19 protein-coding genes are annotated in these 21,750 nt (G+C 52.3%); 14 read left to right on the top strand and 5 right to left on the bottom strand.

The window, feature by feature from the left end; genetic code table 11:
- Positions 1 to 2: 2 nt before the first annotated feature.
- The 4 genes from gap to AB1483_09070 all read right to left on the bottom strand — a co-directional run bounded on the left by gap (position 3) and on the right by AB1483_09070 (position 4,430).
- Positions 3 to 986 (bottom strand): type I glyceraldehyde-3-phosphate dehydrogenase, encoded by a 984-nt coding sequence (gene gap / locus AB1483_09085; protein MEW6412612.1) that lies wholly within the window; start codon positions 984 to 986, stop codon positions 3 to 5.
- A gap of 24 nt (positions 987 to 1,010) precedes the next feature.
- Positions 1,011 to 1,700: an OmpW family outer membrane protein gene (locus tag AB1483_09080; GenBank protein ID MEW6412611.1), complete on the bottom strand. Its 690-nt coding sequence runs from the start codon at positions 1,698 to 1,700 to the stop codon at positions 1,011 to 1,013.
- Positions 1,693 to 2,736: an ATP-dependent 6-phosphofructokinase gene (locus AB1483_09075; protein MEW6412610.1), complete on the bottom strand. Its 1,044-nt coding sequence runs from the start codon at positions 2,734 to 2,736 to the stop codon at positions 1,693 to 1,695. The genes AB1483_09080 and AB1483_09075 overlap by 8 nt, the downstream gene beginning before the upstream one ends.
- Before the next feature lie 131 nt (positions 2,737 to 2,867).
- Entirely contained in the window at positions 2,868 to 4,430 is a 1,563-nt protein-coding gene (locus AB1483_09070) for a retropepsin-like aspartic protease (protein MEW6412609.1), read from the bottom strand.
- A gap of 139 nt (positions 4,431 to 4,569) precedes the next feature.
- Between AB1483_09070 and AB1483_09065 the strand changes: the two genes are divergently transcribed.
- On the top strand, positions 4,570 to 6,087 hold the full coding sequence (locus AB1483_09065; protein MEW6412608.1) for a glycosyltransferase family 39 protein: 1,518 nt from the start codon (positions 4,570 to 4,572) through the stop codon (positions 6,085 to 6,087).
- A gap of 75 nt (positions 6,088 to 6,162) precedes the next feature.
- Here AB1483_09065 and AB1483_09060 read toward each other — a convergent pair whose 3' ends face one another.
- Entirely contained in the window at positions 6,163 to 6,531 is a 369-nt protein-coding gene (locus tag AB1483_09060; GenBank protein MEW6412607.1) for a hypothetical protein, read from the bottom strand.
- A gap of 442 nt (positions 6,532 to 6,973) precedes the next feature.
- Between AB1483_09060 and kdsB the strand changes: the two genes are divergently transcribed.
- The 13 genes from kdsB to AB1483_08995 all read left to right on the top strand — a co-directional run bounded on the left by kdsB (position 6,974) and on the right by AB1483_08995 (position 21,691).
- Positions 6,974 to 7,723, top strand: coding sequence for a 3-deoxy-manno-octulosonate cytidylyltransferase (gene kdsB, locus AB1483_09055; protein MEW6412606.1), 750 nt, complete (start codon positions 6,974 to 6,976; stop codon positions 7,721 to 7,723).
- Between the two features lie 3 nt (positions 7,724 to 7,726).
- On the top strand, positions 7,727 to 9,403 hold the full coding sequence (locus tag AB1483_09050; protein ID MEW6412605.1) for a CTP synthase: 1,677 nt from the start codon (positions 7,727 to 7,729) through the stop codon (positions 9,401 to 9,403).
- A 70-nt stretch (positions 9,404 to 9,473) separates the two neighbouring features.
- A complete protein-coding gene (locus tag AB1483_09045) occupies positions 9,474 to 9,875 on the top strand; it encodes a hypothetical protein (GenBank protein ID MEW6412604.1) in 402 nt (133 codons plus the stop codon).
- A gap of 268 nt (positions 9,876 to 10,143) precedes the next feature.
- On the top strand, positions 10,144 to 11,475 hold the full coding sequence (locus tag AB1483_09040; protein ID MEW6412603.1) for an SLBB domain-containing protein: 1,332 nt from the start codon (positions 10,144 to 10,146) through the stop codon (positions 11,473 to 11,475).
- Positions 11,472 to 12,704 (top strand): Wzz/FepE/Etk N-terminal domain-containing protein, encoded by a 1,233-nt coding sequence (locus tag AB1483_09035; GenBank protein MEW6412602.1) that lies wholly within the window; start codon positions 11,472 to 11,474, stop codon positions 12,702 to 12,704. The genes AB1483_09040 and AB1483_09035 overlap by 4 nt, the downstream gene beginning before the upstream one ends.
- Positions 12,705 to 12,714: 10 nt before the next feature.
- The gene (locus tag AB1483_09030; GenBank protein ID MEW6412601.1) at positions 12,715 to 13,473 is read left to right on the top strand and encodes a DapH/DapD/GlmU-related protein; all 759 of its coding nucleotides are present in this window, start codon (positions 12,715 to 12,717) and stop codon (positions 13,471 to 13,473) included.
- 12 nt (positions 13,474 to 13,485) lie between these two features.
- Positions 13,486 to 14,592 (top strand): DegT/DnrJ/EryC1/StrS family aminotransferase, encoded by a 1,107-nt coding sequence (locus AB1483_09025; protein MEW6412600.1) that lies wholly within the window; start codon positions 13,486 to 13,488, stop codon positions 14,590 to 14,592.
- A 109-nt stretch (positions 14,593 to 14,701) separates the two neighbouring features.
- Positions 14,702 to 16,294, top strand: coding sequence for a lipid II flippase MurJ (locus tag AB1483_09020; GenBank protein ID MEW6412599.1), 1,593 nt, complete (start codon positions 14,702 to 14,704; stop codon positions 16,292 to 16,294).
- Between the two features lie 15 nt (positions 16,295 to 16,309).
- A complete protein-coding gene (locus AB1483_09015; protein ID MEW6412598.1) occupies positions 16,310 to 17,284 on the top strand; it encodes an AAC(3) family N-acetyltransferase in 975 nt (324 codons plus the stop codon).
- Positions 17,285 to 17,288: 4 nt separating this feature from the next.
- Positions 17,289 to 18,401 (top strand): hypothetical protein, encoded by a 1,113-nt coding sequence (locus AB1483_09010; protein MEW6412597.1) that lies wholly within the window; start codon positions 17,289 to 17,291, stop codon positions 18,399 to 18,401.
- The gene (locus AB1483_09005) at positions 18,394 to 19,470 is read left to right on the top strand and encodes a glycosyltransferase (GenBank protein ID MEW6412596.1); all 1,077 of its coding nucleotides are present in this window, start codon (positions 18,394 to 18,396) and stop codon (positions 19,468 to 19,470) included. The genes AB1483_09010 and AB1483_09005 overlap by 8 nt, the downstream gene beginning before the upstream one ends.
- Positions 19,448 to 20,620: a DegT/DnrJ/EryC1/StrS family aminotransferase gene (locus tag AB1483_09000; protein MEW6412595.1), complete on the top strand. Its 1,173-nt coding sequence runs from the start codon at positions 19,448 to 19,450 to the stop codon at positions 20,618 to 20,620. The genes AB1483_09005 and AB1483_09000 overlap by 23 nt, the downstream gene beginning before the upstream one ends.
- A gap of 75 nt (positions 20,621 to 20,695) precedes the next feature.
- Complete coding sequence (locus AB1483_08995; GenBank protein MEW6412594.1) at positions 20,696 to 21,691, top strand: GTPase; 996 nt, start codon at positions 20,696 to 20,698, stop codon at positions 21,689 to 21,691.
- The last annotated feature ends 59 nt before the right edge of the window (positions 21,692 to 21,750 follow it).

Here is a 21,750-nt window from a genome sequence, read left to right as displayed (position 1 = left end):
ACTTATAACATTATCTTGATCATGTCGATCATCCGGTTGGAGAATCCCCACTCGTTGTCATACCAGCCGAATACCTTGATCATGTTGCCGTGGGTCGCCGTGAGAGCGGAATCGAACACGCAGCCGTGCGGGTTGCCGACTACGTCGATCGATACGATCGGATCCACGCAATACTCCAGCGCCTTCGCCAGCGGGCCCTCGGCGGCCTTCTTCATGGCGGCATTGATTTCTTCCACCGAGGCTTCCTTCTCCAGTATAACCGCCAGGTCGACCATGGAGACATCCGAGGTAGGCACGCGTATCGCTATGCCATCCATCTTGCCCTTCAATTCTGGAATGACCTCCGATATCGCCTTCGCCGCTCCCGTCGTGGTGGGAACCATCGACAACGCCGCGCAGCGGGCGCGCCTGAGATCCGAGTGCGGAGCATCCATGAGCCTCTGATCGGCCGTATACGAGTGGATAGTCGTCATAAAACCTTTTTCGATACCGAAGTTATCCTTCAGCACCTTCGCCATCGGCGCCAGGCAGTTGGTCGTGCAAGATCCTATGGAAATAACCTCATGCTTACTCTTATCGTACTGCTTGCAGTTGATCCCCGGTATGAAAGTACCATCGTGCTTTTTGGCGGGAGCCGAAATGAGAACCTTCTTCGCGCCGGCCTTGATGTGCGCCATAGCGTCTTCCTTGGTTTTGAAGATACCCGTGCACTCCAGCACTATATCCACTCCGAGCGATTTCCACGGAAGCTTGGAAGGATCCCGCTCGGCGGTGATCGGAATTTCCCTGCCGTCGACTACAATCGAATTGTCGGTAGATGTTACTTTCCCCGGATAACGTCCGTGGATCGAGTCGTACTTCAGAAGATGCGCCAGCGTCTTGGCGTTGGTGATGTCGTTGATACCGACTACTTCGATGTCAGTGTTGCGGGCAGCCTTGAATACCAGGCGTCCGATGCGACCAAATCCATTGATTCCAACTTTCATCAAACCCTCCGATAGGTTTTGAGATTATTTTTTACCGCCGTAGAGATATTTTACACCCACCGTCACGACCGTCGCCTTGTAGTCGCGCGCCGTGACAAGTGAATTGGAAAAATCTATGGGCATGTACTTGAAGTTCATTTCAAAAGCCAGTTTGTCGTTGATCAGCCAGTCCAGACCACCTCCCAGCGCGTAATTGATATCGGTTTCGGTGTCCTCGTAGAGGTCATAGTAGTAAAGACTGCTGGTGGTAAACTGTACGTCCTGCCGACCATGATAAATGCCACCGCCACCACTGATATACGGCTGGAATTTGACGCCCTTCGAAGCCAGTGGGTAATATTTCAACTGAAGCAGGATGGGGTAGACTATCAAATTACCTAAATCCTGCTGCGACCCGACCTGAATGTTGACACTCCCGCGGTTGACGATGCCAAGCGAGAGCTCAATCAACGCTTGTGGGAGTATACTGTACGCGTAAAAAAGTTCGGCGTAAAAGGCGCCGCTCTTAATGTCGGTCTCCAAAATGACCAGGTTGACGGTATCCTCGAGATAAGAGGGGATATCCTCACCGGAACTGATCCACGCCCCCAGGCGCGCTCCGGCCTGATGTTTACCGGCCAGAGAAGGAACAGCTTCATCTTCAGACTCCTGAGCGAAGGCCGCACTCGCCGCTAACAGCAACAAAGTGGTAACAACCAGCAGATGCTTAACCAAAAAACACCTCCGCTATCTCGTAATATTCTTTGTCAATCGTCTTTATCTTTTTCATCGCGTCAACCAACGGTGTCCCGATAATCTTGGTACCGCGCAAAGCTACCATGTTTCCAAACTTTCCTTTGGCAACAAGGTCGATGGCGTGAATGCCATATCTGGTGGAAAGCACCCGGTCGTATGCGGTCGGTTTACCGCCACGCTGGATATGTCCCAGGATAGCATTGCGACACTCAAAACCGGTCTTGGCCTCAATTATCTTGGCCAGGATATAGGCGATACCCCCAAGACGCACGTGCCCGAATTCATCCTTTTCCGGTTCCTGAAGAATAAAACCCGACTCTCCCGAATCCTTCTTCAGCCGCGCGCCCTCCGCCACCACTATCATCGAAGACTCTTCTCCACGAGCGTGCCTTTTGACAATGGCGCTCACCAGACTATCAACATCGATCGGATACTCCGGGACCAGAATCATGTGAGCTCCACCCGCGATTCCGGAGTGCAGCGCAATCCAACCGGCGTGACGACCCATAACTTCGACCAGGAAAACGCGGTTGTGCGCCTCGGCGGTCGAACGAAGACGATCAATCGCCTCGGTGGCAATATTCACTGCTGTGTCGAAACCAAAAGTCTGGTCGGTTCCGCTGACATCATTGTCGATTGTCTTCGGCACGCCGATGACTTTGACGCCTTCTTTGTGAAGCTTCGCGGCCACACCGAGCGTATCTTCGCCGCCAATGGCAATTACCACGTCGATTTTGTATTTCTTGATCGTCTTCTTGACTAATTCTATACCCTTGCGATGCTTGAAGGGGTTGGTCCGCGAGGTCTTGAGAATCGTGCCGCCCTCATCGAGAATGCCGTGCACATCCTCCAGCGTGATCGGGGCAATCGGGCCTCCCTCCAGCAGGCCTCGCCAACCCTCATAAATCCCCGTGATATTGTAGTTGTACTGCTTAATCCCCTTGTAGACAATAGCCCTGATAACCGCATTCAATCCGGGGCAGTCGCCGCCGCCGGTCAAAACACCCACATTCATATTCTTAATCATCTCCCGTTGAATAACTTATTAGAAGATATAATTGCTGATTTGTCAAAGTCAACCTATTATCCCGATGTTATCTGTAATAACAGGGACTAACTCTCTTAGGTTCAATAGAGTTTGACCTTTCAGTACCGGTAAAAAACCAGCCGACTGTTCTCGTAGTCAAACAACACCCGGAATTTTTCAAGAACCCGATTCCCGATGTTTCCCGCGATTTCCCGGGAGGCCATCATTCCAACCGCCGTATCCGGCAGGAAAACCAGAAGCGAGCGCAATTCTATATCGCCAATCCTGAAAATACTCGTATACGCGTTGCGCCCAGTAACCATCCCGCCAACCCCGCCAAAGGCCCGGCGAGCGTACAGACTCAGCGAAAGTTTATCTTCAAGTTGATTTTGCTCCACGAAGTACTTGTTAAGCAACACTCCGGAAGGATTCCCAATGTCCACGATAAAATCCCCGGCCACACCATCGACAGAACATCCCACCGTGGGTATCAGCATTGTCCTGTAAAACGGCACCGATATCCCTCCGGACGGCGGATTGACCGAGCCCGGGCTGTAAACCGTAATCTTCGATCGAGCGTAATCGACCAGTATCGTGAAGCGCGACCAGAAATCCTGGCCGAGTACACCGCCGAAAACCTCACCGCCGCTCGATGAAAAGGCTTTGCTCAAATCCATGCTTCCGCCTATTTGATTATACAACACCAGTTCTCCAATTTGCACTGAATCCGTCCGCACCAGCTTGACCTGCTCGGCGCCGCCCAATCCGAGAGCACTCATGGTACCCACCTCGGGCAGTCCCAGGTCGGCAATCGCGCCGCTGTTGAAGACATTCGATGATGACCCGGTGTCAAGCAGCATCCAGACTTTCTTTTTGCCGTTTATCGTGACCGGAATCCGAATGTGGCCGTCCTCATATTTGATCGGCAACGTTACTTCGGCAACCCCCGCCGGGAAACTGAAATCAATGACAGTCTGCTCGGGCTTCGAGAATATGCTCGAATCCACGGGAGAATTGATTAGAAAAGTGTCAACCCAAAACTCCATCTTCGCCAGAGCCTCGGGAACCTCGTTCCAGGTGTGATGCGGAACCATCAACCCAGAAACATCACGGTAATCGTCGAGATACGTGTACGATTGCAGTTGATCCGCGTTGGATATGACCACCTCTCTAAGCCCCGTGAGAGTGTCAAAGAAGGCATATAGGGTATCCGAGCCAAGAGGGTAAAAAGCGACTTTATGCCTGACTTCGCCACCTTGCTCCTCAAGGCCGATATAAGTGGCTATCCGAGCGAGACTGTCGCTGAACAAATACTCAAACGACTCGAGATAGACATTTTCCACGATTTCTTTGCGGGCGTACCCCTCAAGCTCCGACACCCGGCCGTTCAGGTCGGTCTGCCAGGCTACCTCACCGTCAAACGCCTGAACAACGCTGAATTCCGGGAAGGTAAGCTCCGTGTATTGCCTGTTCGGACGAACAAAATACTGAACAAACGTGGCCTGTTGGCCATTGAGCATCGCCCGGCCGTGAACCTCCCATGCCTGAAGGTTGCGAAGAGTCTCGAGCGCCGCCTCACCTCCTGCCGACTGTATCAACAACTCGCTAAGCTCGACCGCCTTCAGCGGGGTCAATGCTGTCATAACAATAATCGCTGAAACTGTATATGAGAGTCTTTTCATTCTGCCTCCCGGTTTTTTAGTGGCATCTCAACACCAACTGCTGTTAATTCACCACTATCATTATCGACCAATACCCGGCCTTGCTAAAAGGATATTATCGATACCGTATCCCGCTGGCAATATAAAGGTTAAGGCTCAGGTGAAAGAGTTCATCCGAAAACACCCCCTGGCTACAGTATTATCCGCGGCAATCGCTTTCAGGCTACTGGCGGTGATCTTCTCCAAGGGATATATGGCTTCCGATGACCACTTCCAGACCGTAACTGTCGCCTACCGGTGGCTTCAGGATGGCTTCTGGGGGCCCGATGGTTACATGAACTGGAAAGGCGCCCCGGCCTGGAAAATCTCGCGCTTCCCACTATATACGGTGATGCTCTGGCTGAACATGAAAATCCTGTTTTGGATGGGGTTTGAGTCACTGGACAAAATCATGTACGGCGTCAGGTTCACTCACGCCCTTTTTTCGTTGATTGGCGTTGTCGCCGTTTACAGGACGGTGGAAGGGGCTACCCGATCAAGAAATTGGGCGACGCTGGCAGGGCTGGTTATGGCAGTCCATTTCGCCATGCCCTTTCTGGCCGTGAGAAATCTGATTGAAATGTTCGGTGGCTCGCTCTGGGCGCTGGCTATATATTTCTATTATCGCTATCGAGCCGACCGCCGGTCGCGATGGCTCATCTGGTCAGCCGTAACCTGCGGACTGGCCTGGATGTTTCGCTTTCAACTGATTTTCGCCTTCTGGATAGTTCCGTTTGTACTGCTGTATGAGTATCGAAAAGTGAAGCCGGCCTTGTATTTCACCCTGTCACTTCTGACCATGCTGCTGATAGCCGGCCTGACGGATTGGATTATGGTCGGAAAATTCATGGGGACAACAATCAACCACGTCCACCAGGGTCTCACTGAGCGACCACCCCTGACCGGCCATCTTTTCATCTATCTTGCCGTCATAGCGGGATATTTTATCCCGCCAATCTCTGTGGTGCTCCTCTATCTTGTGGCCCGGAAACGATTCTGGCAAGACCATCTGATGCTGACTGTCAGTACCCTTTCGTTTATACTAATCCACTCCCTGCTTGCCAACAAGCAGGAACGATTTATGATCCCTGTCCTTCCGGCCGTCGTGATTATCTTTGTCCTTGTCTTGCAGCGACAAAAAATGGTGAACGGATTCCCCTTCAGCAGAAAAATACTCTGGCGGGTTCTTGCCGGCTTTACTGTTATAGTGAACTTCGCACTCCTGACGCCGTTCACCCTCAACTATGGCCACAAGGGGCTGTGCGAACCGCTGGCGGAGATTGAGAGAAGATTCGATGGCGTCCCGATGGTGCTTTTTTTCTCGCCCGACAAATACACCAATTTCCCCCTCCTGTACGGCGGATACCGGACTATCGACAGGCAGTATGTTTACGCTTGGGATCAGCTTGGACAACGATTGCCGGCGGGAGATACGATTCGCTACGATTACTTGCTGCTTTATCCACTCGATAAAGAAGCGCTCCCGCGTTACGTGGATTCACTATCGGCGCACCTGGGACCGATAGAGCCGGCCTTCCATGTCGGTCCCTCGACAATCGACTATATCCTTCACCTGCTGAATCCAAAACACAATCGCACCAATGAAGTCTGGGCCTACCGGCCTGCTTACAGACGATAGCGCTGCCCGAAACCTGACCAAAAAAAAGCGAACCGCCCGGCAGTTCGCTTTTATCTAAAGCTCATTTATGCTTGTTCAATTGTGTATATACTTCCCGAGAATCTGACCCATCCTGGAGGTCATCCTGGAATTGGGCAACACTTCGGTCGCCCCGGCGGTCTTGGCGGCCTTCATCTGGTCCTTCAAAACGTGCGGAGAATAACAGACAATGGGAATTGCTTGGGTGGCGCCGTACGAACGAAGTTTGTTAATCAGTGAGGGAGCTTCAATACCATTAAGGTTCAAATCAATTATAATCAAATCCGGTACAAGTTCCTGGGCCTTCGTAAAGATCTCATCGGAGCGGATTGCCTTGATACCTTCCGCCTCCATTCCGTCAAGGATGGACATTATCTTAGAAGTAAAGATCATATTGTTGGCTGCAATTATTACTTTTTTACTCATGACCTTACTCTTCCCTAAGAATTTACGAATTATACGGTTAAATATTCTCGAGGTTCATGAATGCGACTTAATATAATACATTCTTACGTAAATGGAAAGACTTCGATTGAAAAAATCAACTTCCGTACCTATTCTATTGCCTTATATACAGATACAATCCAAAGTTTATGTCTTGACAGCCTCGCGCGAAACCCGTATCATGGCTTATGCCACGAGGAAATATACAGGTTGAGCGTTTCGCACGGCTTGTTTGCCCCAAATTATCACCGGCTGAAATCCCTGAACTCTTCGATTACCAATCATTCTCCACAGATTATTTTGAGCAAACGGCGCAATCTGACAACAATTCCACGAGCGAGTCCGCCGTAATTGATCAGGTGATTGACAGCTCTGTGCTTCACCGGGGAAGCCACTCGGTTATGCGGCCGAAAGTGATTGGGTGATGGCAACGAATGTGCTTGCCGTGATTCCCGCTCGAATGGGCTCAACGCGCTTTCCCAACAAAGTTATCTACCCCTTCAACGATCAACCGCTGCTCTTTTACGTCCATCGCGAAATAGCCCGTGCGTCGGTTATCGACCGCCTCGTCATAGCCACCGACAGCAAAGAAATCGCAAAAGCTTCCGAAAACTTCGGCGCCGAGGTCGTCATGACCTCGAAAAAACATCGCACCGGCTCGGACCGCGTGGCCGAGGTAGCGCGAAAGTTCGGCGGCGATATCATTCTCAACATTCAGGCCGACAGTTTCGGTCTCACCTCCGCCGCATTGACAAAACTCGTGCAGGCGATGAGAACCGACAGGCGCATTCAGTTCGCAACACTCGCCAGACCGATAGAAAATGACAACGAATTGTTCGACCCCAATAAAGTTAAAGTCGTCACCGACTCGACCGGCGATGCTCTCTGGTTTTCTCGTTTCCCCATACCCTTTCTCCAAAACAGTGTCGAGAAAGACCGCTTCTCACAATTTAAGTTTCTGCTGCACATCGGTGTGTACGGGTTCCGCCGGCAATCGCTCAGCACATTCGCTTCATGGAAAAGAACGGTTCTGGAAAAAGCCGAGTCGCTCGAACAACTGCGAATACTGGGAAACGGCGCGAAAATCAGAGTCATAAAAACCAAAGCCAGGACCGTATCCATTGACAGCCCGGATGATTTGAGTAAATTAAGACGTATTTATAAAGTAGGGTAGCTTATGTCCAAAAAGACTAAATATATATTCGTAACCGGAGGCGTTGTCTCATCCCTGGGAAAGGGAATAGCGGCATCATCTATCGGCCTGTTGCTCAAGCAGCGAGGTCTCAAGGTAGCCAACATCAAATGCGATCCTTACCTCAACGTTGATCCCGGCACCATGAACCCGTTCCAGCACGGCGAGGTTTTCGTCACCGACGACGGCTCCGAGACCGATCTCGACCTAGGCCACTACGAACGTTTTATCGACCGCTCCCTGAACAAAGACAATAATGTAACCACCGGACAAATCTACAATACGGTTATCACCCGCGAACGCCGTGGCGACTATCTCGGCGCCACCGTGCAGGTCATTCCTCACATCACCGAAGAGATAAAAAATCGCATCAAGAAATTCGAAAAGGGAGATGAGAGCCCCGATATTACCGTGGTGGAAATCGGCGGCACGGTCGGCGATATCGAATCGTTGCCGTTTCTGGAAGCTATCCGCCAGATGGGCCAGGAGGAAGGCCCGCAAAATACGATGTTCATCCACGTCACACTCGTTCCATACATCAGAACCGCCGGAGAATTCAAGACCAAACCGACCCAGCACTCCGTCAAAGAACTCCGCGCCATCGGTATTCAGCCCAACATGCTGCTTTGCCGGTCAGCCAAACCGATGTCGGAGCCGCTGCGACAGAAAATCTCGCTGTTTTGCTCGGTTTCACCGCGTGCGGTTATTTCGGCTCAGGATGCTTCGACCATCTACGCCGTGCCGCTGCAATTCCACGCTCAGGGAGCTGATGATATTATATGTGAACACTTTGGATGGGATGTCCCTCAACCCGAGCTCGATGAATGGGAGGCTATGGTCGAGAAAATCAACAACCCGCAGAGAAGTATTAAGATCGGTATCTGCGGCAAATATGTTAATCTCAAAGACGCCTACAAATCCATCATCGAGGCTTTTACCCACGCGGGCGTTTCCTCCGATGCCGAAGTCAACCTCGTCTGGGTATCATCCGAAGACATCAAGCAGGGCGGCGCGGAAAAGTTCCTGCACGATCTCGACGGCCTGCTGATCCCCGGCGGATTCGGCGAGCGCGGGGTAGAGGGCAAGATCGAAGCCATAAGATACGTACGGGACAAGAACATTCCGTTCTTCGGTATCTGCCTCGGCATGCAGTGCGCCGTGATCGAATTCGCCCGTAACGTGTGCGGCATCAAAGAAGCCCATAGTTATGAGTTCTACCGCGAACTGAAACATCCCGTCATTCACCTTATGGCCGACCAGGAAGGTGTCACTGAGCTGGGCGGCACCATGCGGCTCGGCGCCTACCCTTGCGTGGTAACGGAGAATACCCGCACATACGAGGCTTACCGGACGACGGAAATTCAGGAGCGACACCGGCATCGCTATGAACTTAACAACGCCTATCGTGATATTCTGGTCCAGAACGGACTCACCCTGTCAGGGCTGTCCCCCGACGGAAGACTCGTTGAAATGGTTGAGATCAGCAGTCATCGCTGGTTCGTGGGCGTGCAGTTTCATCCGGAGCTCAAGTCGCGTCCCACACGGCCGCACCCGCTTTTCAGGGAATTCGTGAAAGCTTCGGTCGAATACCATCAGGACAAGTCCGAGAAAAACACCACCAAAACGGAAAAGGCCCTGAACTATTCAAAGTCATCTCAGTAAAACAGGCAAAGGCAGTTGGTGCTCGGGCTGCTGTAGCAGGCGTCTGATACTCGGCATATCCCTGCTGGCTTTGATAGCGGGTTGCGGCAAAGATGATCCCGCCGACAGCGAACCCCTGATCGAAACATATACCGGCACCTACATGACAAGAAACACTACCGAAGTCATCGGGTTGGCCAAGAAAGATTCGGTCACCTTCGTTATAACCGACGGCATCTTTTACTCGATGACTTTCCGGGAAGTGAGTTCTACCGATCAACTCGTCGACTTCTGCGACCACGAAGGTACCCTGAATTTGTACACCGGTACAGTGATGGATTTTGTGCCCGAGGTGTTCCTCACCTCCAATTGCGATACCCTGCGCGTGCCGAGAGGACCATTCACGCTCGACTTTCGGACGCACGAACCGGAAATTTATGTCGAAAAATCGGTAGGCGATTCTCTATTCCAAATGGTGCTTTTGCAGCAATAGCCGGGTCCACCGGCAGCCGGAATTCCCCGCCTCTTGTTGTGATGGATAGAAATATCCTGTTTTTAGCCGGCTCTGGTCCGTTCGCTGCCCGATGTGCTCTCGATCTCTCGAATAAAATATTGCCGCAGAATCTCTTAGGATGTATCGCTCGGCACCCGCCGGCCTCGGACCGGCGCTAATACCGGTTGACAACGCCAGAGCATTTACATATCCTTGAAAGTTGATTAGTCGAAATCTGTGGGTATAATAGGATACAATACATAGAGAAATGAAAATTAAAGCGCCTTTCATCGCAGTTTTGCTGAGTCTGGCTGTATCTCTGACCGTTGTTGGCCAGGATCCAATTGTCCTTGAGCTTCCCGAGGAAGATGGGCCGCCATTCGGCCTGCCCGTCGACCCCGATCTGTACCTGATAAGGCCCGGGGACAAACTCAGAATCACCTTTGTGAAATCCGACCTCGACCCTCTGACGCTCCAGGTGGACCCCGAGGGGCTCATTGTGGACAGTAAAATCGGAGTGTTCAACCTCTCTTCGAAGACCCTGACCCAGACGCGCGACATGCTCACCGAGTCATTGGCCACCCTGTTCAACGTCGCCAACCTTTCGATCAATATCACCAACTCACGCCTTATTCCTATCAGCGTTCAGGGCGCTATCGCCCGACCGGGGACATACAACGTTTACAACTCGCAACGTGTCTCGGAAGTCATCGCCGTCGCCGGCGGTATTTTACCGGAAGGTTCCACTCGCTCAATCACCTTATCGGGCGGAGTGAGAGATCTTCACGTGGATCTCGACCGGGCGAAGTTCCTTAGCGATATCGAAGCTGACCCGGCGGTGTACGCCGGAAGAGTAATTCACGTGCCCAATAAGTCGCTAAGCACGGTTCAGGTGGTCGGTGAAGTACTCAGTCAGCGCGAAATCGAGCTCCTCGAAGGTGACGATATCCCAATGCTGCTCAGGCTCGCCGGGGGTGCCAGACGATGGGCGGACACATCTGCGATCGTGATTATGGACGAGGCTGGTAAAATAGTTTCATCTCAACTCGCCGGTGGCGAAGTTATTGTCGTTCCCCCGCGAGAAGAAAACGGCGACAGAACACCAATCGCGGTTTTCGGCGCCGTGAACAACCCCGGTCTTTACTCGTTCACCTCTGGAATGTCCCTCCGAGATGTCATAAACATGGCCGGGGGGTATTTATCCGATGCCAACGCCGGCAACGTTACGGTTTTTCGCAAGCCCAGGTTGGGATATGATGGCCGAACGACCGAACTGCGGTTCCCGGTCTCCATGCTTGGTAAGACCGCTGAGGAGCGAGGCACCGTAATGCTGAAACCGGAAGATTCGGTCTATGTGCCTATCAAGGTAGGTTATGTGACGGTGTCGGGCGAAGTCCTCAACCCGGGATATTATCCGTATATCGAAGGACAGTCGGCTTTGTACTATATTAACACCGCCGGCGGATTCCTCCGTACCGCCGATGAAAACCAGATCGCCGTGTTCAACCCGATATCCCGCATCACCACGATGATCGCGCCCGGTGTGGTTGTCAGCGATGGCAGCATATTGACAGCGCAACTACGCGAGGAATTGAAATGACCGACTCTCAATCCAATAATTTCTGGCTGTTTCTGGAGCTTTTGGCCAAACGCAAACGGCTCATTTTTGTCATTATAATTCTGGCCACGGCCGTATCTGTCGTCGTTTCGTTGGTCCTGCCGAAATGGTACTCCTCCACAGCCCTGCTGCTGCCGCCCAAAAACATGTCGACCCCCATCGGGGAAATGTCCGACTGGAGTCAGGTCGTTTCCGTTACCGGCGGACTTGAACTGCCCATGAGAGCCACCCCCTCCGATGTCTACATCCGCATGTTGAAAAGTCGTACCATCACGTCTCGAATCATGGACAGCTTCAATCTTATGGAACGTTACGGTACCGGCAACTGGGAAGAAACCTATCTGGCGCTGATGGAGCACGCGAATATGCAGGTGTCCGATGAAGGTCTGCTGGTAATATCAGTTGAGGACAAAGATCCCCAAATGGCGGCCGACATTGCCAATGCTTTCGTTAAGGAACTCGAAAATGTCAATACCGAGATAGTCGCCGAGAGAATCAACCAGACACGAGCATTTCTCGAAGACCGGCTGGAACAGGTCAAAAAAGAGATGGACTCAAGCCGTGCCGCTCTTGAAGCCTTTCAGATGAAATACCGGGCAGTGGATTTCGACGAACAGACTCGCCTGGCAATCGACCAAGCCGCCGCCCTGAAAATTATGCTCGCCGAAATCGATCTCGAGATAAGCATGAAAGCCTTCGTTCTCGGCAAGGACAACGTCGAACTGCTGGGCCAGCAGCGAAAGAGGCAGACCATAAAAAAACAACTCGAGGACCTCGAGAACCGTAATCCCGACAGCTCTTTTTTCTCGCTGCCGGTTTCTCTGATCCCTTCGCTGAGGGGCCAGTATGAAATGCTCTATAGCCGGGTCCAGGTCGCCGAAGGGTTGTATCAGGTTCTGCTCGAACAGAGCGAAAAGGCCAAGATCAAAGAATACGAAAAGATGCCCACTATCTCGGTACTCGACCCTGCCAAGCCGGCCACTCTCAAGAGCCGTCCCCAGCGAAGTATCATCGTTGCCGGTACCTTCGGTCTTTCCGTGCTGTTCGCGATTTTCTTCGCGGCCCTGCTCGAATACTTCGCCAAATTACGCCAATCAAGTCCCGAGGATTATGGTCGACTGGTGATGTTTGTCGAAGCGTTCTTCGGCTGGCTGCCCGGCGTCAAAAAAACCAAACGAACCGGTTCTCACAATTCACAGGTTAATACTTAGAAGGGACCCCATGTCTACCTCAGTTATAGCTCCATCCGCAAAGTATGGATCTTCCACCGGTATCGGTGAGTTCTGTCTTATTGGAGAAAATGTCAAAATAGGCAACAACTGCTCCATCGGCCACCGGGTCGTCATCCACGCCGACACTGTTATTGGTGATAATGTGCGGATTGACGATGGCGCGGTGGTGGGAAAACTCCCTATGAAAGCGGCCATTTCAGCGACCACCAAAGATCAAAGTCTGCCGCCATGCAAAATAGCCGACAACTGTCTCATAGGCGCCAACGTTATCATCTATCGCGGCGCCGAAATCGGCGAGAAAGTACTCATTGCCGATCTATCCACCGTCCGGGAAAACGTCTCCATCGGAATATGTACTATCGTGGGCCGAGGTGTCGCGATTGAAAACTTCTGCACTATCGGCAAGTATGTAAAGCTCGAGACTAATGTATACATAACCGCCTACTCCGAAATCGAAGACAGAGTTTTTGTTGCCCCCTGCGTGGCAACATCAAATGACAATTATATCGGCCGCACCGAAGAGCGGTTTAAACATTTCAAAGGAGTCATCATTAAGAAAGGCGCCAGAATCGGTGTCAACGCGACCATCCTGCCGGGCAAAGTCATTCATGAAGATGCCCTGGTGGCGGCTGGCGCGGTGGTGACCAAGGACGCCCCGGCGCGAAAAATCGTGGCGGGCGCCCCGGCCCGGATTTTCAGGGATGTCCCGACGGAACAGTTACTCGAAAACCAGGGCTGGAAAGACTAAAGGAGAATACAAATGGCAGTGCCACTTTTGGATCTGAGCCGGCAATATGCTTACCTGAAACCGGAAATGGATGAAGCCGTAATCAAGGTTCTCACCCACGGCGGTTTTATCCTCGGACCCGAAGTTAAACAACTGGAAACCGAACTCGCGAAACTGTCACAGGTAAAACACGCCGCCGGTGTTGCCTCGGGCACCGACGCTCTTTTGCTGGCTCTGTTTGCCGCCGGCATCAAAGCGGGTGATGAAGTTATCACCACTGACTTTTCATTTTTCGCCACCGCCGGCGTGATTGCCCGCCTGGGTGCCAAACCGGTCCTCGTTGATATCGAACCGGATACCTACAATATCGACCCCAACCTCATCGAGGCCGCCATTACGGCGAAAACAAAAGCTATCATACCCGTCCACCTGTTCGGTCAACTGGCCGACATGGACCCGATAATGGCTGTCGCGAAAAAGCATGGCCTCAAAGTCATCGAAGATGCCGCGCAGGCGATCGGCGCCGAATACAAAGGACACGCCGCCGGATCGTTCGGCGATTATGGCTGTTTCTCGTTTTATCCCTCGAAAAACCTCGGCGCTGGGGGCGATGGCGGACTGATTGTAACTGACAACGATGATAACGCCGACCTGATGCGAATCCTTCGCGTCCACGGCGCTCAACCCAAATACTACAACAAGATCGTCGGCTTCAATTCGCGTCTGGCCACTATTCAGGCCGCGATTCTACTCGCGAAATTGCCATACCTGAGACAATGGTCCGAGAAGCGCATTGAGCACGCGAAGATATATGACGCCGCCTTCAAAGGTGTCAAAGGCATCACCTGCCCCGTGGTGAAGAATTATTCCACCTTCCACATCTACAACCAGTACACCATCGAGGTTGACGATCGCGATGCGGTCATGGCGAAGCTCAAAGAAGCTCAGGTTGGTTTCGAAATCTATTACCCGGTGCCGTTCCATAAACAGGAATGCTTCGGCTACCTCAGACACGATCCCGAGGAGTTCCCAGTTACCAACCGCGCCGCCGATCGTGTGCTTTCCATACCCATTTATCCGGAAATGACCGGGGCGGAGCAGAGTGAAGTAATCGAGACCGTGATTAAAGCCGTATCTTAAACGGCGAACGGAATATGACTACGGGAGCGTCAGTGAAATTACAAAGGCACTATCGCTCCCGTCTTTTGTCTATGGCCCCATCACACGTTAAACGGAAAGACAATCGATAATGCCCCCTCGGACGGCAAAGGCGGTCTTCTCAGTCGCGACCGTTCTGCTGATATCGCGCTTGCTCGGTTTCGTGCGGGAAATCGTCATTGCCGATGTCTTCGGGACCTCCGCTCAGTACGACCTTTACCTGGTCGCCATAATGCTTCCGGCGCTCCTGAGTGCAGTATTGAGTTTTGCCAGTGTCTATCTGCTCGTACCATATTTTTCTCGGAAACTGGAAAATGCAACCGGTAGAGAACAGGCAGCCGATTGGTCAGCGCTGTGGCCCGCCATCAATCTTACGGTGTTGGTGGCGGTCGGTGTGGCGGCGCTGATTGCCCTGTTTGCGCCCCTCATTATGAAAATTTGGGGCGGCGGCTACCTGGAGACCGAATTCGGCGATATCGTATTCTATTGCCGCGTTACTTCGGCCATGGTTATACTTGGAACTACCGAGGCCTGCATGCGAGCCTATCTGAACGTCAGGCGCATCTTCACTTATTCGGCCGCGGGTTACCTCGTGTATAACGCCTTCTGCGTGGCCGCAATCGTTGTTTTTCATCAACAGTTTTCCATCGGGGCCGTAGCAATCGGATTGTTGGGCGGTCTTGCCGTTCAGAATATCTACCTTCTGCTCAAGGTTCTTTCTTTTAAGCCGTTCGAAAAACTGACCGCGAGAGTATTCGACGTCAATAGCAAGGCGATACTGGCAACAGGCGGAGTCATTATTCTCGTGGAATTTATTAACCGTTCATACTTTCTCATCGACAGATACGTTGCCCAGCAATTTGGCGAAGGTATCATCTCCGCGCTCAACTACGGTCAGGTGTTAATCCAACTCCCGGATTCAATCATCGGACTCGCCATTGGGGTGGTCGTGTTCCCGATCTTCTCGGACGCATCGAACAAGCCCGGAAGCTCAAGGTTCGGTGAATTGTATCGAAAGGCCATAACCGGTGTGGTGCTTCTGGCCGTGCCTATAGCAGCCTATTTCATGGTAGCGAGTTCCGATCTGGTTCACCTGCTTCTCCATCGGGGACAGTTCGACAACAACTCGGTCGAATTGACGGCGAATATATTGATGCCCTACGCGCCGTCGATAGTGGCCCTGTTTATCACATCGACCTCAATCAGGGCTTGTTACTCGGGAGGTTGGGGAAAACAGGTTTTGCTGTTTGCGGCTGTCATATTTGCGATCAAATTTGCGGCGACTTTCATCCTGGCGGAAATCGTCGGTTATGGGGGTATCTCAGCCGCCACGTCGCTGTCACATGTCGGGTTCGCCGGCTTGATGCTGATGTTTCTTTCCAAGAGATTAGTTTTTGGCGACAAACCAAGATTCTTATATAATATAATTGTTATGATCCTGTTGGGTGTTCTGATGGTACTGATAGGAAACGCCGTCGGCAATTTTCTGTCGCGCTATTTCGAGTCCTACGGCATTACCGATGTTTTAGCGCGGCTGGCGCTATTGGCGCTTTGTGTGGTTGTTGTGTACTGGCTGGGCCTGTCTCTGCTGGGTTTGAAGAGTCTGTTTTGGTCATATCTGAAATGGCCCGCCGCGAATGCGGAAAAACGTGAAGACAGCGAACCTGATTCCGCCCAACTGTAACCAAGGATAAGGATTATGATATTGTTGTCCGCATTGAAACAGAACCTGAGAATCTGGGCAAAAAAATTTCTACCGACATCGATTATTCAAGCGTTGCGCAGAATCTCGGACCGAGCCGATTCGCAAGCCCGTCGCGCGCGAGTCGAGTCAATGCCGGAAGTCAGTAAAGAGACTTTGTTGAATGACCTGAGCGAAGCCGGTATCTCACCGGGAGATATCATAATGGTCCATTCCTCTCTGTCACGTATTGGCAAAGTCTCCGGCGGAGCAGACGCGGTTATCGACGCTCTGCTTGAAACCATTACCGACGAAGGTACTCTCATCATGCCCTGTTATGGGTCCGCCGACGAGGCGTTCAAATCGTCCAAAAAGGGAGAACCGGTCGACTTGCGTACGGCCAAATCCGCTGTCGGAAAAATAACCGAGGTCTTCCGCGTCCGGAAGGGCGTCCTCCGGAGTTCCCACCCGTTTTCGTCCTCCTGCGCCGTTGGAAAGCACGCCGAGTATATAACCTCGGGACATGACGCCGGGCCCGACGTCTGCCACGCCGACTCGCCGGTGGGACGGCTGGTAGAACTAGAAGGTCGGGTTGTGGGCATTGGCATACCTATCGCACAGGGGCTCGGCGTGGCGCACTTCCTCGAGGATACGTGGGATGACTTTCCTTTTGAAGTTCACTCTGATCGGGCCAGCATTACGTATATTGATGCTGATGGGAAGGAAACTACCCGTGATGTTTCTCGCTACGATCCCAAAATCTCTCGAACCCGTGTCGACTACCCCGACGGCCAGTGGATTTGTAAAACTCTCACCGAACACATGATAAGGGTTGGCCTTATGAAGCAGTTCAAGTTCGGGCAGGCCGACTCATGGCTGATGGAAGCTCGAGCCTTGTATGACGAACTAAAACGACTTGCCCAGAAAGGCGTAACCATGTACCTGACCGAAGACGGGCTTAGCCCGGAAAATCGGGACGTTCTCAATTGGTGACCCTATGCCTGAACCATCAATAAACTGTCTCGTCACTGCCGACTACGAAATATTCCTTGGCAGAAACTTTTTGAGCCATGAAGAGGTGCTGTTTGCGCCGACAAGGCAGCTGATGGATGTTTGTCGAGCGCACGCCGTGCCGGTCACCCTCTTTGCCGACGTCTGCTCCGCTTGGGCGCACCGTGAATACGGTGAGTTTCGAGAATATGTCCACACGTTTGAGTCTCAGCTCAAAGACGCAGTCGAGGTCGGTCACGATGTACAGCTCCATATTCATCCGCACTGGCTGAAATCAACTTACGCCGACGGTGCCTGGCGGCTTTCCACCGACCAGATGTATTTACACGAACTCGGATTCCACGACGGTCTGAACTCAGCCGGTGCTGTGATAAAGGCCGGAATTGAGTACCTTGAGAATCTACTTAAACCTGTCAGGCCGGGCTATCACTGTCACGCTTTCCGTGCCGCGGGGTTGGCTCTGCAGCCAAATGAAAAAGAACTGATAACCGCCCTTTTGCGATACGGGATTTCCATCGATTCCAGCGTCGTCAAAAACGTGCGTTTAAAGATGGACACGATTGAAATCGACTACTCGAATATGCCCAACAAAGCCAACTGGTTTATGAGCCCTGAAACAGGAATCCGTGAACCTACTCCCGGCGGATTACTGGAAGTGCCCGTTGCAACTTTCCGCAGCGGTCTGGCGACTCGCCTCGGATTTCTAATTCGCAGGGCAAAGTCGGTTTCGATGCAGCGTGGTTCCAGCATATCCCGATCACCAAAACAAACACGTCTGGCCAATTTGATGTCGCTCATGCGTTACAATTTGCGCTATGTCACCACCAACCCCTGGTTTCTATTTTCGTGTGACACCAAGGGGGTCAACCTGAAAATGTTGATGGAAGGCCTCGAACAATACGTTTCCGGGCACCGGCAGTCTGAGGACATTTCTCTATCGATGATAAATCATCCCAAGATGATGTTCCGGCAGCAGTTCGACTTGATGAGCAACCTGTTCGACAGTATGCGTCAAAGATATGGCGATAGGCTTAGATTTGTCACCTCCGCCGATATACTTGCACAGGCGCACGAAATAGAAGGCACGAAGAATGGGTAGCAGGCGTATCGTCCTCTTTGGCTGGGCATCGAAAGTCCAGGTGCATCTGACCCGTTGGGCACGCGGCCTGTCCGAACGCGGGTACGAAGTCAAGGTTATTGCTCTCGGCGGTGACCCTATCGAGGGACTGCAAACGTGTAACCTGCCGCGACGCAGCAAGTTCTCTTATATCACCCAGGCCCGTGCCGCAGTCAGACAGACCAGGGATTTCAAGCCGGATCTGGTGCATGCCCATTATGCCACAGGCTACGGATTCTGGGCTAATATGGCAGGCGTGGAACCGACCGTCATTTCTGTCTATGGCTCGGACTTGATAGAATTCCCCACAAGTTTCGTAAGACGACGGCTACTGCGATGGATCATCAACACGGCGACTCATATCACCTCCACCAGTCAGTTTTTGAAAGATATAGCGATTGAAATTGCTCCCCGAACAAAAGACAGGATTTCTGTTATCCCGTTCGGTGTGGACCTGCCGGGCCTGGTAAATCCCGAACCTGCTACGCCTCCCATAAAAGTGTGTTTTATAAAAAATCACAATCACCGGTACGGTCCGGATGTCTTGCTTGAAGCCATGGTGAGGGTGAGGCAAACCAACCCCCGGATAAAATTATCGGTGGCCGGAACGGGGGAGCTGAACGAGTTTCTAAAGGAAATGTCATCCCGGCTTGGATTAAATGACACGGTAGCATTCGTTGGCTTCGTTCCCCATAGCCAGATGCCCTTGTTTATTGAACAACATCACATTATGGTCATGCCTTCGCGAAACGAAGCCTTTGGTGTCGCAGTGCTCGAAACATCGGCCTGCTCAAGACCGGTGATCGCCTCCGATGTCGGGGGGGTGTCTGAAGTTTTAGTTGATGGTGAGACGGGGATTTTAGTACCTAAAGAGGATGTAGACAGGCTGGCCGAAGCCATCATCAGGCTGGCTGAGGACGCCGCCCTCAGAAACAGAATGGGTGCCTCCGGCCGCGTGTTCGTCCAGCAGAATTACACCTGGGAAAAGTCACTCGACCTGATGACCGATCTCTACGAACGGTTGATACATGAAAAAGGCAAAGTCAAATAAGAAGATTCCCCTGTACGACGTTAAGGTTTCGACCAAAGCTATCAAGAACGTCACCGATACGCTGAGGTCCGGCTGGCTTTCACCCGGGCCGAACATTGCCGCCTTCGAAACCGCCATGTCCAAGCTGATGAAGACCCGGCACGCCGCCGCGGTAGCCTCCGCCACCGCCGGGCTCGAACTGGTCCTGACATCAATCGGAAGTGAACCCGGCAAAGAAGTCGTCACCACCCCGTTTACATTCGTAGGTACCATTGAGGCTATTCTCAACACTGGCGCCATTCCGGTCTTTGCCGATATCGATCCGCACAGTCTGAATATCGACCCCGATGAGGTCTTCCGGAAAATAACGCACCGCACAATCGCCGTCATGCCCGTCGACATCGCCGGCTACCCGGCCAATTACCGCATGCTCAAAAAGATCTGCGATACCAAACGCGTACCACTGGTGGCCGATGCCGCTCATTCTGTCGGCGCCCTCTTCCAGAACAAGCCGGTGCCGACTCACACCGATGCCGCCGTTATTTCGTTTCACACCACCAAGAATCTTATCTGCGGCGAAGGTGGTATCGTGCTGTCAAAACACAAAGCGATTGTGGATATCGTCAAACTCATGGCCAGACACGGTCTTACTGCCAACGCTTTCCAGCGCAAGAAAGCGGCCAAATGGGAGTATGATGCCATCTACCCGGGTTTCAAAGCCAACATGTCCGAATTACACGCCGCCGTTGGACTGGGCCAGTTGACTGTCTTTCGCAAAGAACAGGCCAAGCGGGCAAAACTCGCCCGCCGCTATGTCAAGAACCTCAATGCTTTAACCGAATATTTCGAACTCCCTGTCGAGGAAAAGAATTACAAGCACGGTTGGCACCTGTTCATCATCAAACTGCACCTGTCACGCCTGGGAATCACCCGCAACGCCTTCATAAAGAAGATGGCCGAGCGCGGCGTTGAATGCGGCGTCCACTACAAACCGATCTTCGAACTCTCCTACTACCAGGAGCTGCTTGGCCTGACCCCGCAGTACCTGCCCAACACGGCTTATGCCGGACGACGTGTTGTCACTCTGCCCCTTTATCCCGGCCTGAGTTTGCCCGAGATCGACTATATCTGCCAGTGCATCGCCGATATCGTCGCCAACCATGGCCGCTAACCGGTTCTAATCCCTCCCGTTTTACATCCACACCTGCCTCTTGTGTTCTCGAGCAAGATTTATTAACCTTGCAATATGCCGGCTAACCTGCCCCCACAATACTATGAACTCGAACGGGAGTTCAAAAACGAAAAGGACCCCCGCGAGAAGCTGCGCTTGGCCGAGGAACTTCTGGCCATGATGCCCAAGCACAAGGGCACCGACAAGCTCCAGGCCGACATGAAGACCAAAATCTCTAAATTGAAAAAGCAGATTGAAGGCGGCGAGAAAAGCCACGGCGCCCGGCAGGCGACCGCCCAGGACCACATCGAAAAAGAAGGCGCCGGGCAGGCCATCCTCATCGGAGCTCCAAATGCCGGCAAATCCTCCCTGCTCGAAAGCCTCACCGCCGCCAAACCGCTAGTTGCCGATTATCCCTTCACGACCCGCGAACCTCTGACCGGCATGATGGTCTTCGAAACCATCCAGATACAGCTCATCGACACCCCGCCCATCTCCGCCGAATCTTACGAAAACTACCTTTCTGGGCTTATTCGTAACTGCGATGTGGTCGTGCTGGTGGCTGACCTCGAGTCCAAGAATATGATCGCGGACCTCAAGTTTATCATCGAGAAGCTCGACGAAAAACGCATCATCCTGAAACCACAGGTTACCGAAAGACCCGAGGACCCTCGCTACGCCTACAAGAAGACCATTATATGCGCGCACAAAGAATATGAAGACGAGGATGGCTCCAAACGCGCCAAACTGAAAGAGATGTTCCCCGATTTCGCCATGGTGGCTACATCAATCATCGATGATGACAGCCTCAGCGCTTTCAAACGAGCGGTATACGACGCTCTCGGCGTCATTCGCGTCTACACCAAACCGATAGGCCACGACCCAGACTACAAAGACCCCATCATCCTGCGCATCGGCGGAAGCGTTGAAGAAGCGGCCATGACCCTCCACAAAGACTTCGCTCAGAAAATGAAATACGCCAAAGTGTGGGGCGAAGGGAAATTCGATGGTCAACGCGTGCAGAAAGATTTCATCCTCTCCGACGGCGATGTCCTCGAATTCCACGTTTAGGCCGGCCGGTTTCCATATCTTTATTACTTGACATCGCGTACGTCTTTGCTCTTTTTTGA

The sequence above is a fragment of the Candidatus Zixiibacteriota bacterium genome (assembly GCA_040756055.1).
Classification (GTDB): Bacteria; Zixibacteria; MSB-5A5; order GN15; family FEB-12.
Note: the sequence above shows the minus strand (reverse complement) of the source record. Positions and strands in the feature narration are given on the sequence as shown.

What these genes read in the sequence shown, in the direction of transcription:
- AB1483_09015 (MEW6412598.1), top strand. Translation starts at nt 16,310, where the DNA reads ATGATATTGTTGTCCGCATTGAAACAGAACCTGAGAATCTGGGCAAAA.
- AB1483_09020 (MEW6412599.1), top strand. Translation starts at nt 14,702, where the DNA reads ATGCCCCCTCGGACGGCAAAGGCGGTCTTCTCAGTCGCGACCGTTCTG.
- AB1483_09050 (MEW6412605.1), top strand. Translation starts at nt 7,727, where the DNA reads ATGTCCAAAAAGACTAAATATATATTCGTAACCGGAGGCGTTGTCTCA.
- kdsB (MEW6412606.1), top strand. Translation starts at nt 6,974, where the DNA reads ATGGCAACGAATGTGCTTGCCGTGATTCCCGCTCGAATGGGCTCAACG.
- AB1483_09005 (MEW6412596.1), top strand. Translation starts at nt 18,394, where the DNA reads ATGGGTAGCAGGCGTATCGTCCTCTTTGGCTGGGCATCGAAAGTCCAG.
- AB1483_09035 (MEW6412602.1), top strand. Translation starts at nt 11,472, where the DNA reads ATGACCGACTCTCAATCCAATAATTTCTGGCTGTTTCTGGAGCTTTTG.
- AB1483_08995 (MEW6412594.1), top strand. Translation starts at nt 20,696, where the DNA reads ATGCCGGCTAACCTGCCCCCACAATACTATGAACTCGAACGGGAGTTC.
- AB1483_09030 (MEW6412601.1), top strand. Translation starts at nt 12,715, where the DNA reads ATGTCTACCTCAGTTATAGCTCCATCCGCAAAGTATGGATCTTCCACC.
- AB1483_09070 (MEW6412609.1), bottom strand. Translation starts at nt 4,430, where the DNA reads ATGAAAAGACTCTCATATACAGTTTCAGCGATTATTGTTATGACAGCA.
- AB1483_09075 (MEW6412610.1), bottom strand. Translation starts at nt 2,736, where the DNA reads ATGAATGTGGGTGTTTTGACCGGCGGCGGCGACTGCCCCGGATTGAAT.
- AB1483_09025 (MEW6412600.1), top strand. Translation starts at nt 13,486, where the DNA reads ATGGCAGTGCCACTTTTGGATCTGAGCCGGCAATATGCTTACCTGAAA.
- AB1483_09040 (MEW6412603.1), top strand. Translation starts at nt 10,144, where the DNA reads ATGAAAATTAAAGCGCCTTTCATCGCAGTTTTGCTGAGTCTGGCTGTA.
- AB1483_09000 (MEW6412595.1), top strand. Translation starts at nt 19,448, where the DNA reads ATGAAAAAGGCAAAGTCAAATAAGAAGATTCCCCTGTACGACGTTAAG.
- gap (MEW6412612.1), bottom strand. Translation starts at nt 986, where the DNA reads ATGAAAGTTGGAATCAATGGATTTGGTCGCATCGGACGCCTGGTATTC.
- AB1483_09010 (MEW6412597.1), top strand. Translation starts at nt 17,289, where the DNA reads ATGCCTGAACCATCAATAAACTGTCTCGTCACTGCCGACTACGAAATA.
- AB1483_09060 (MEW6412607.1), bottom strand. Translation starts at nt 6,531, where the DNA reads ATGAGTAAAAAAGTAATAATTGCAGCCAACAATATGATCTTTACTTCT.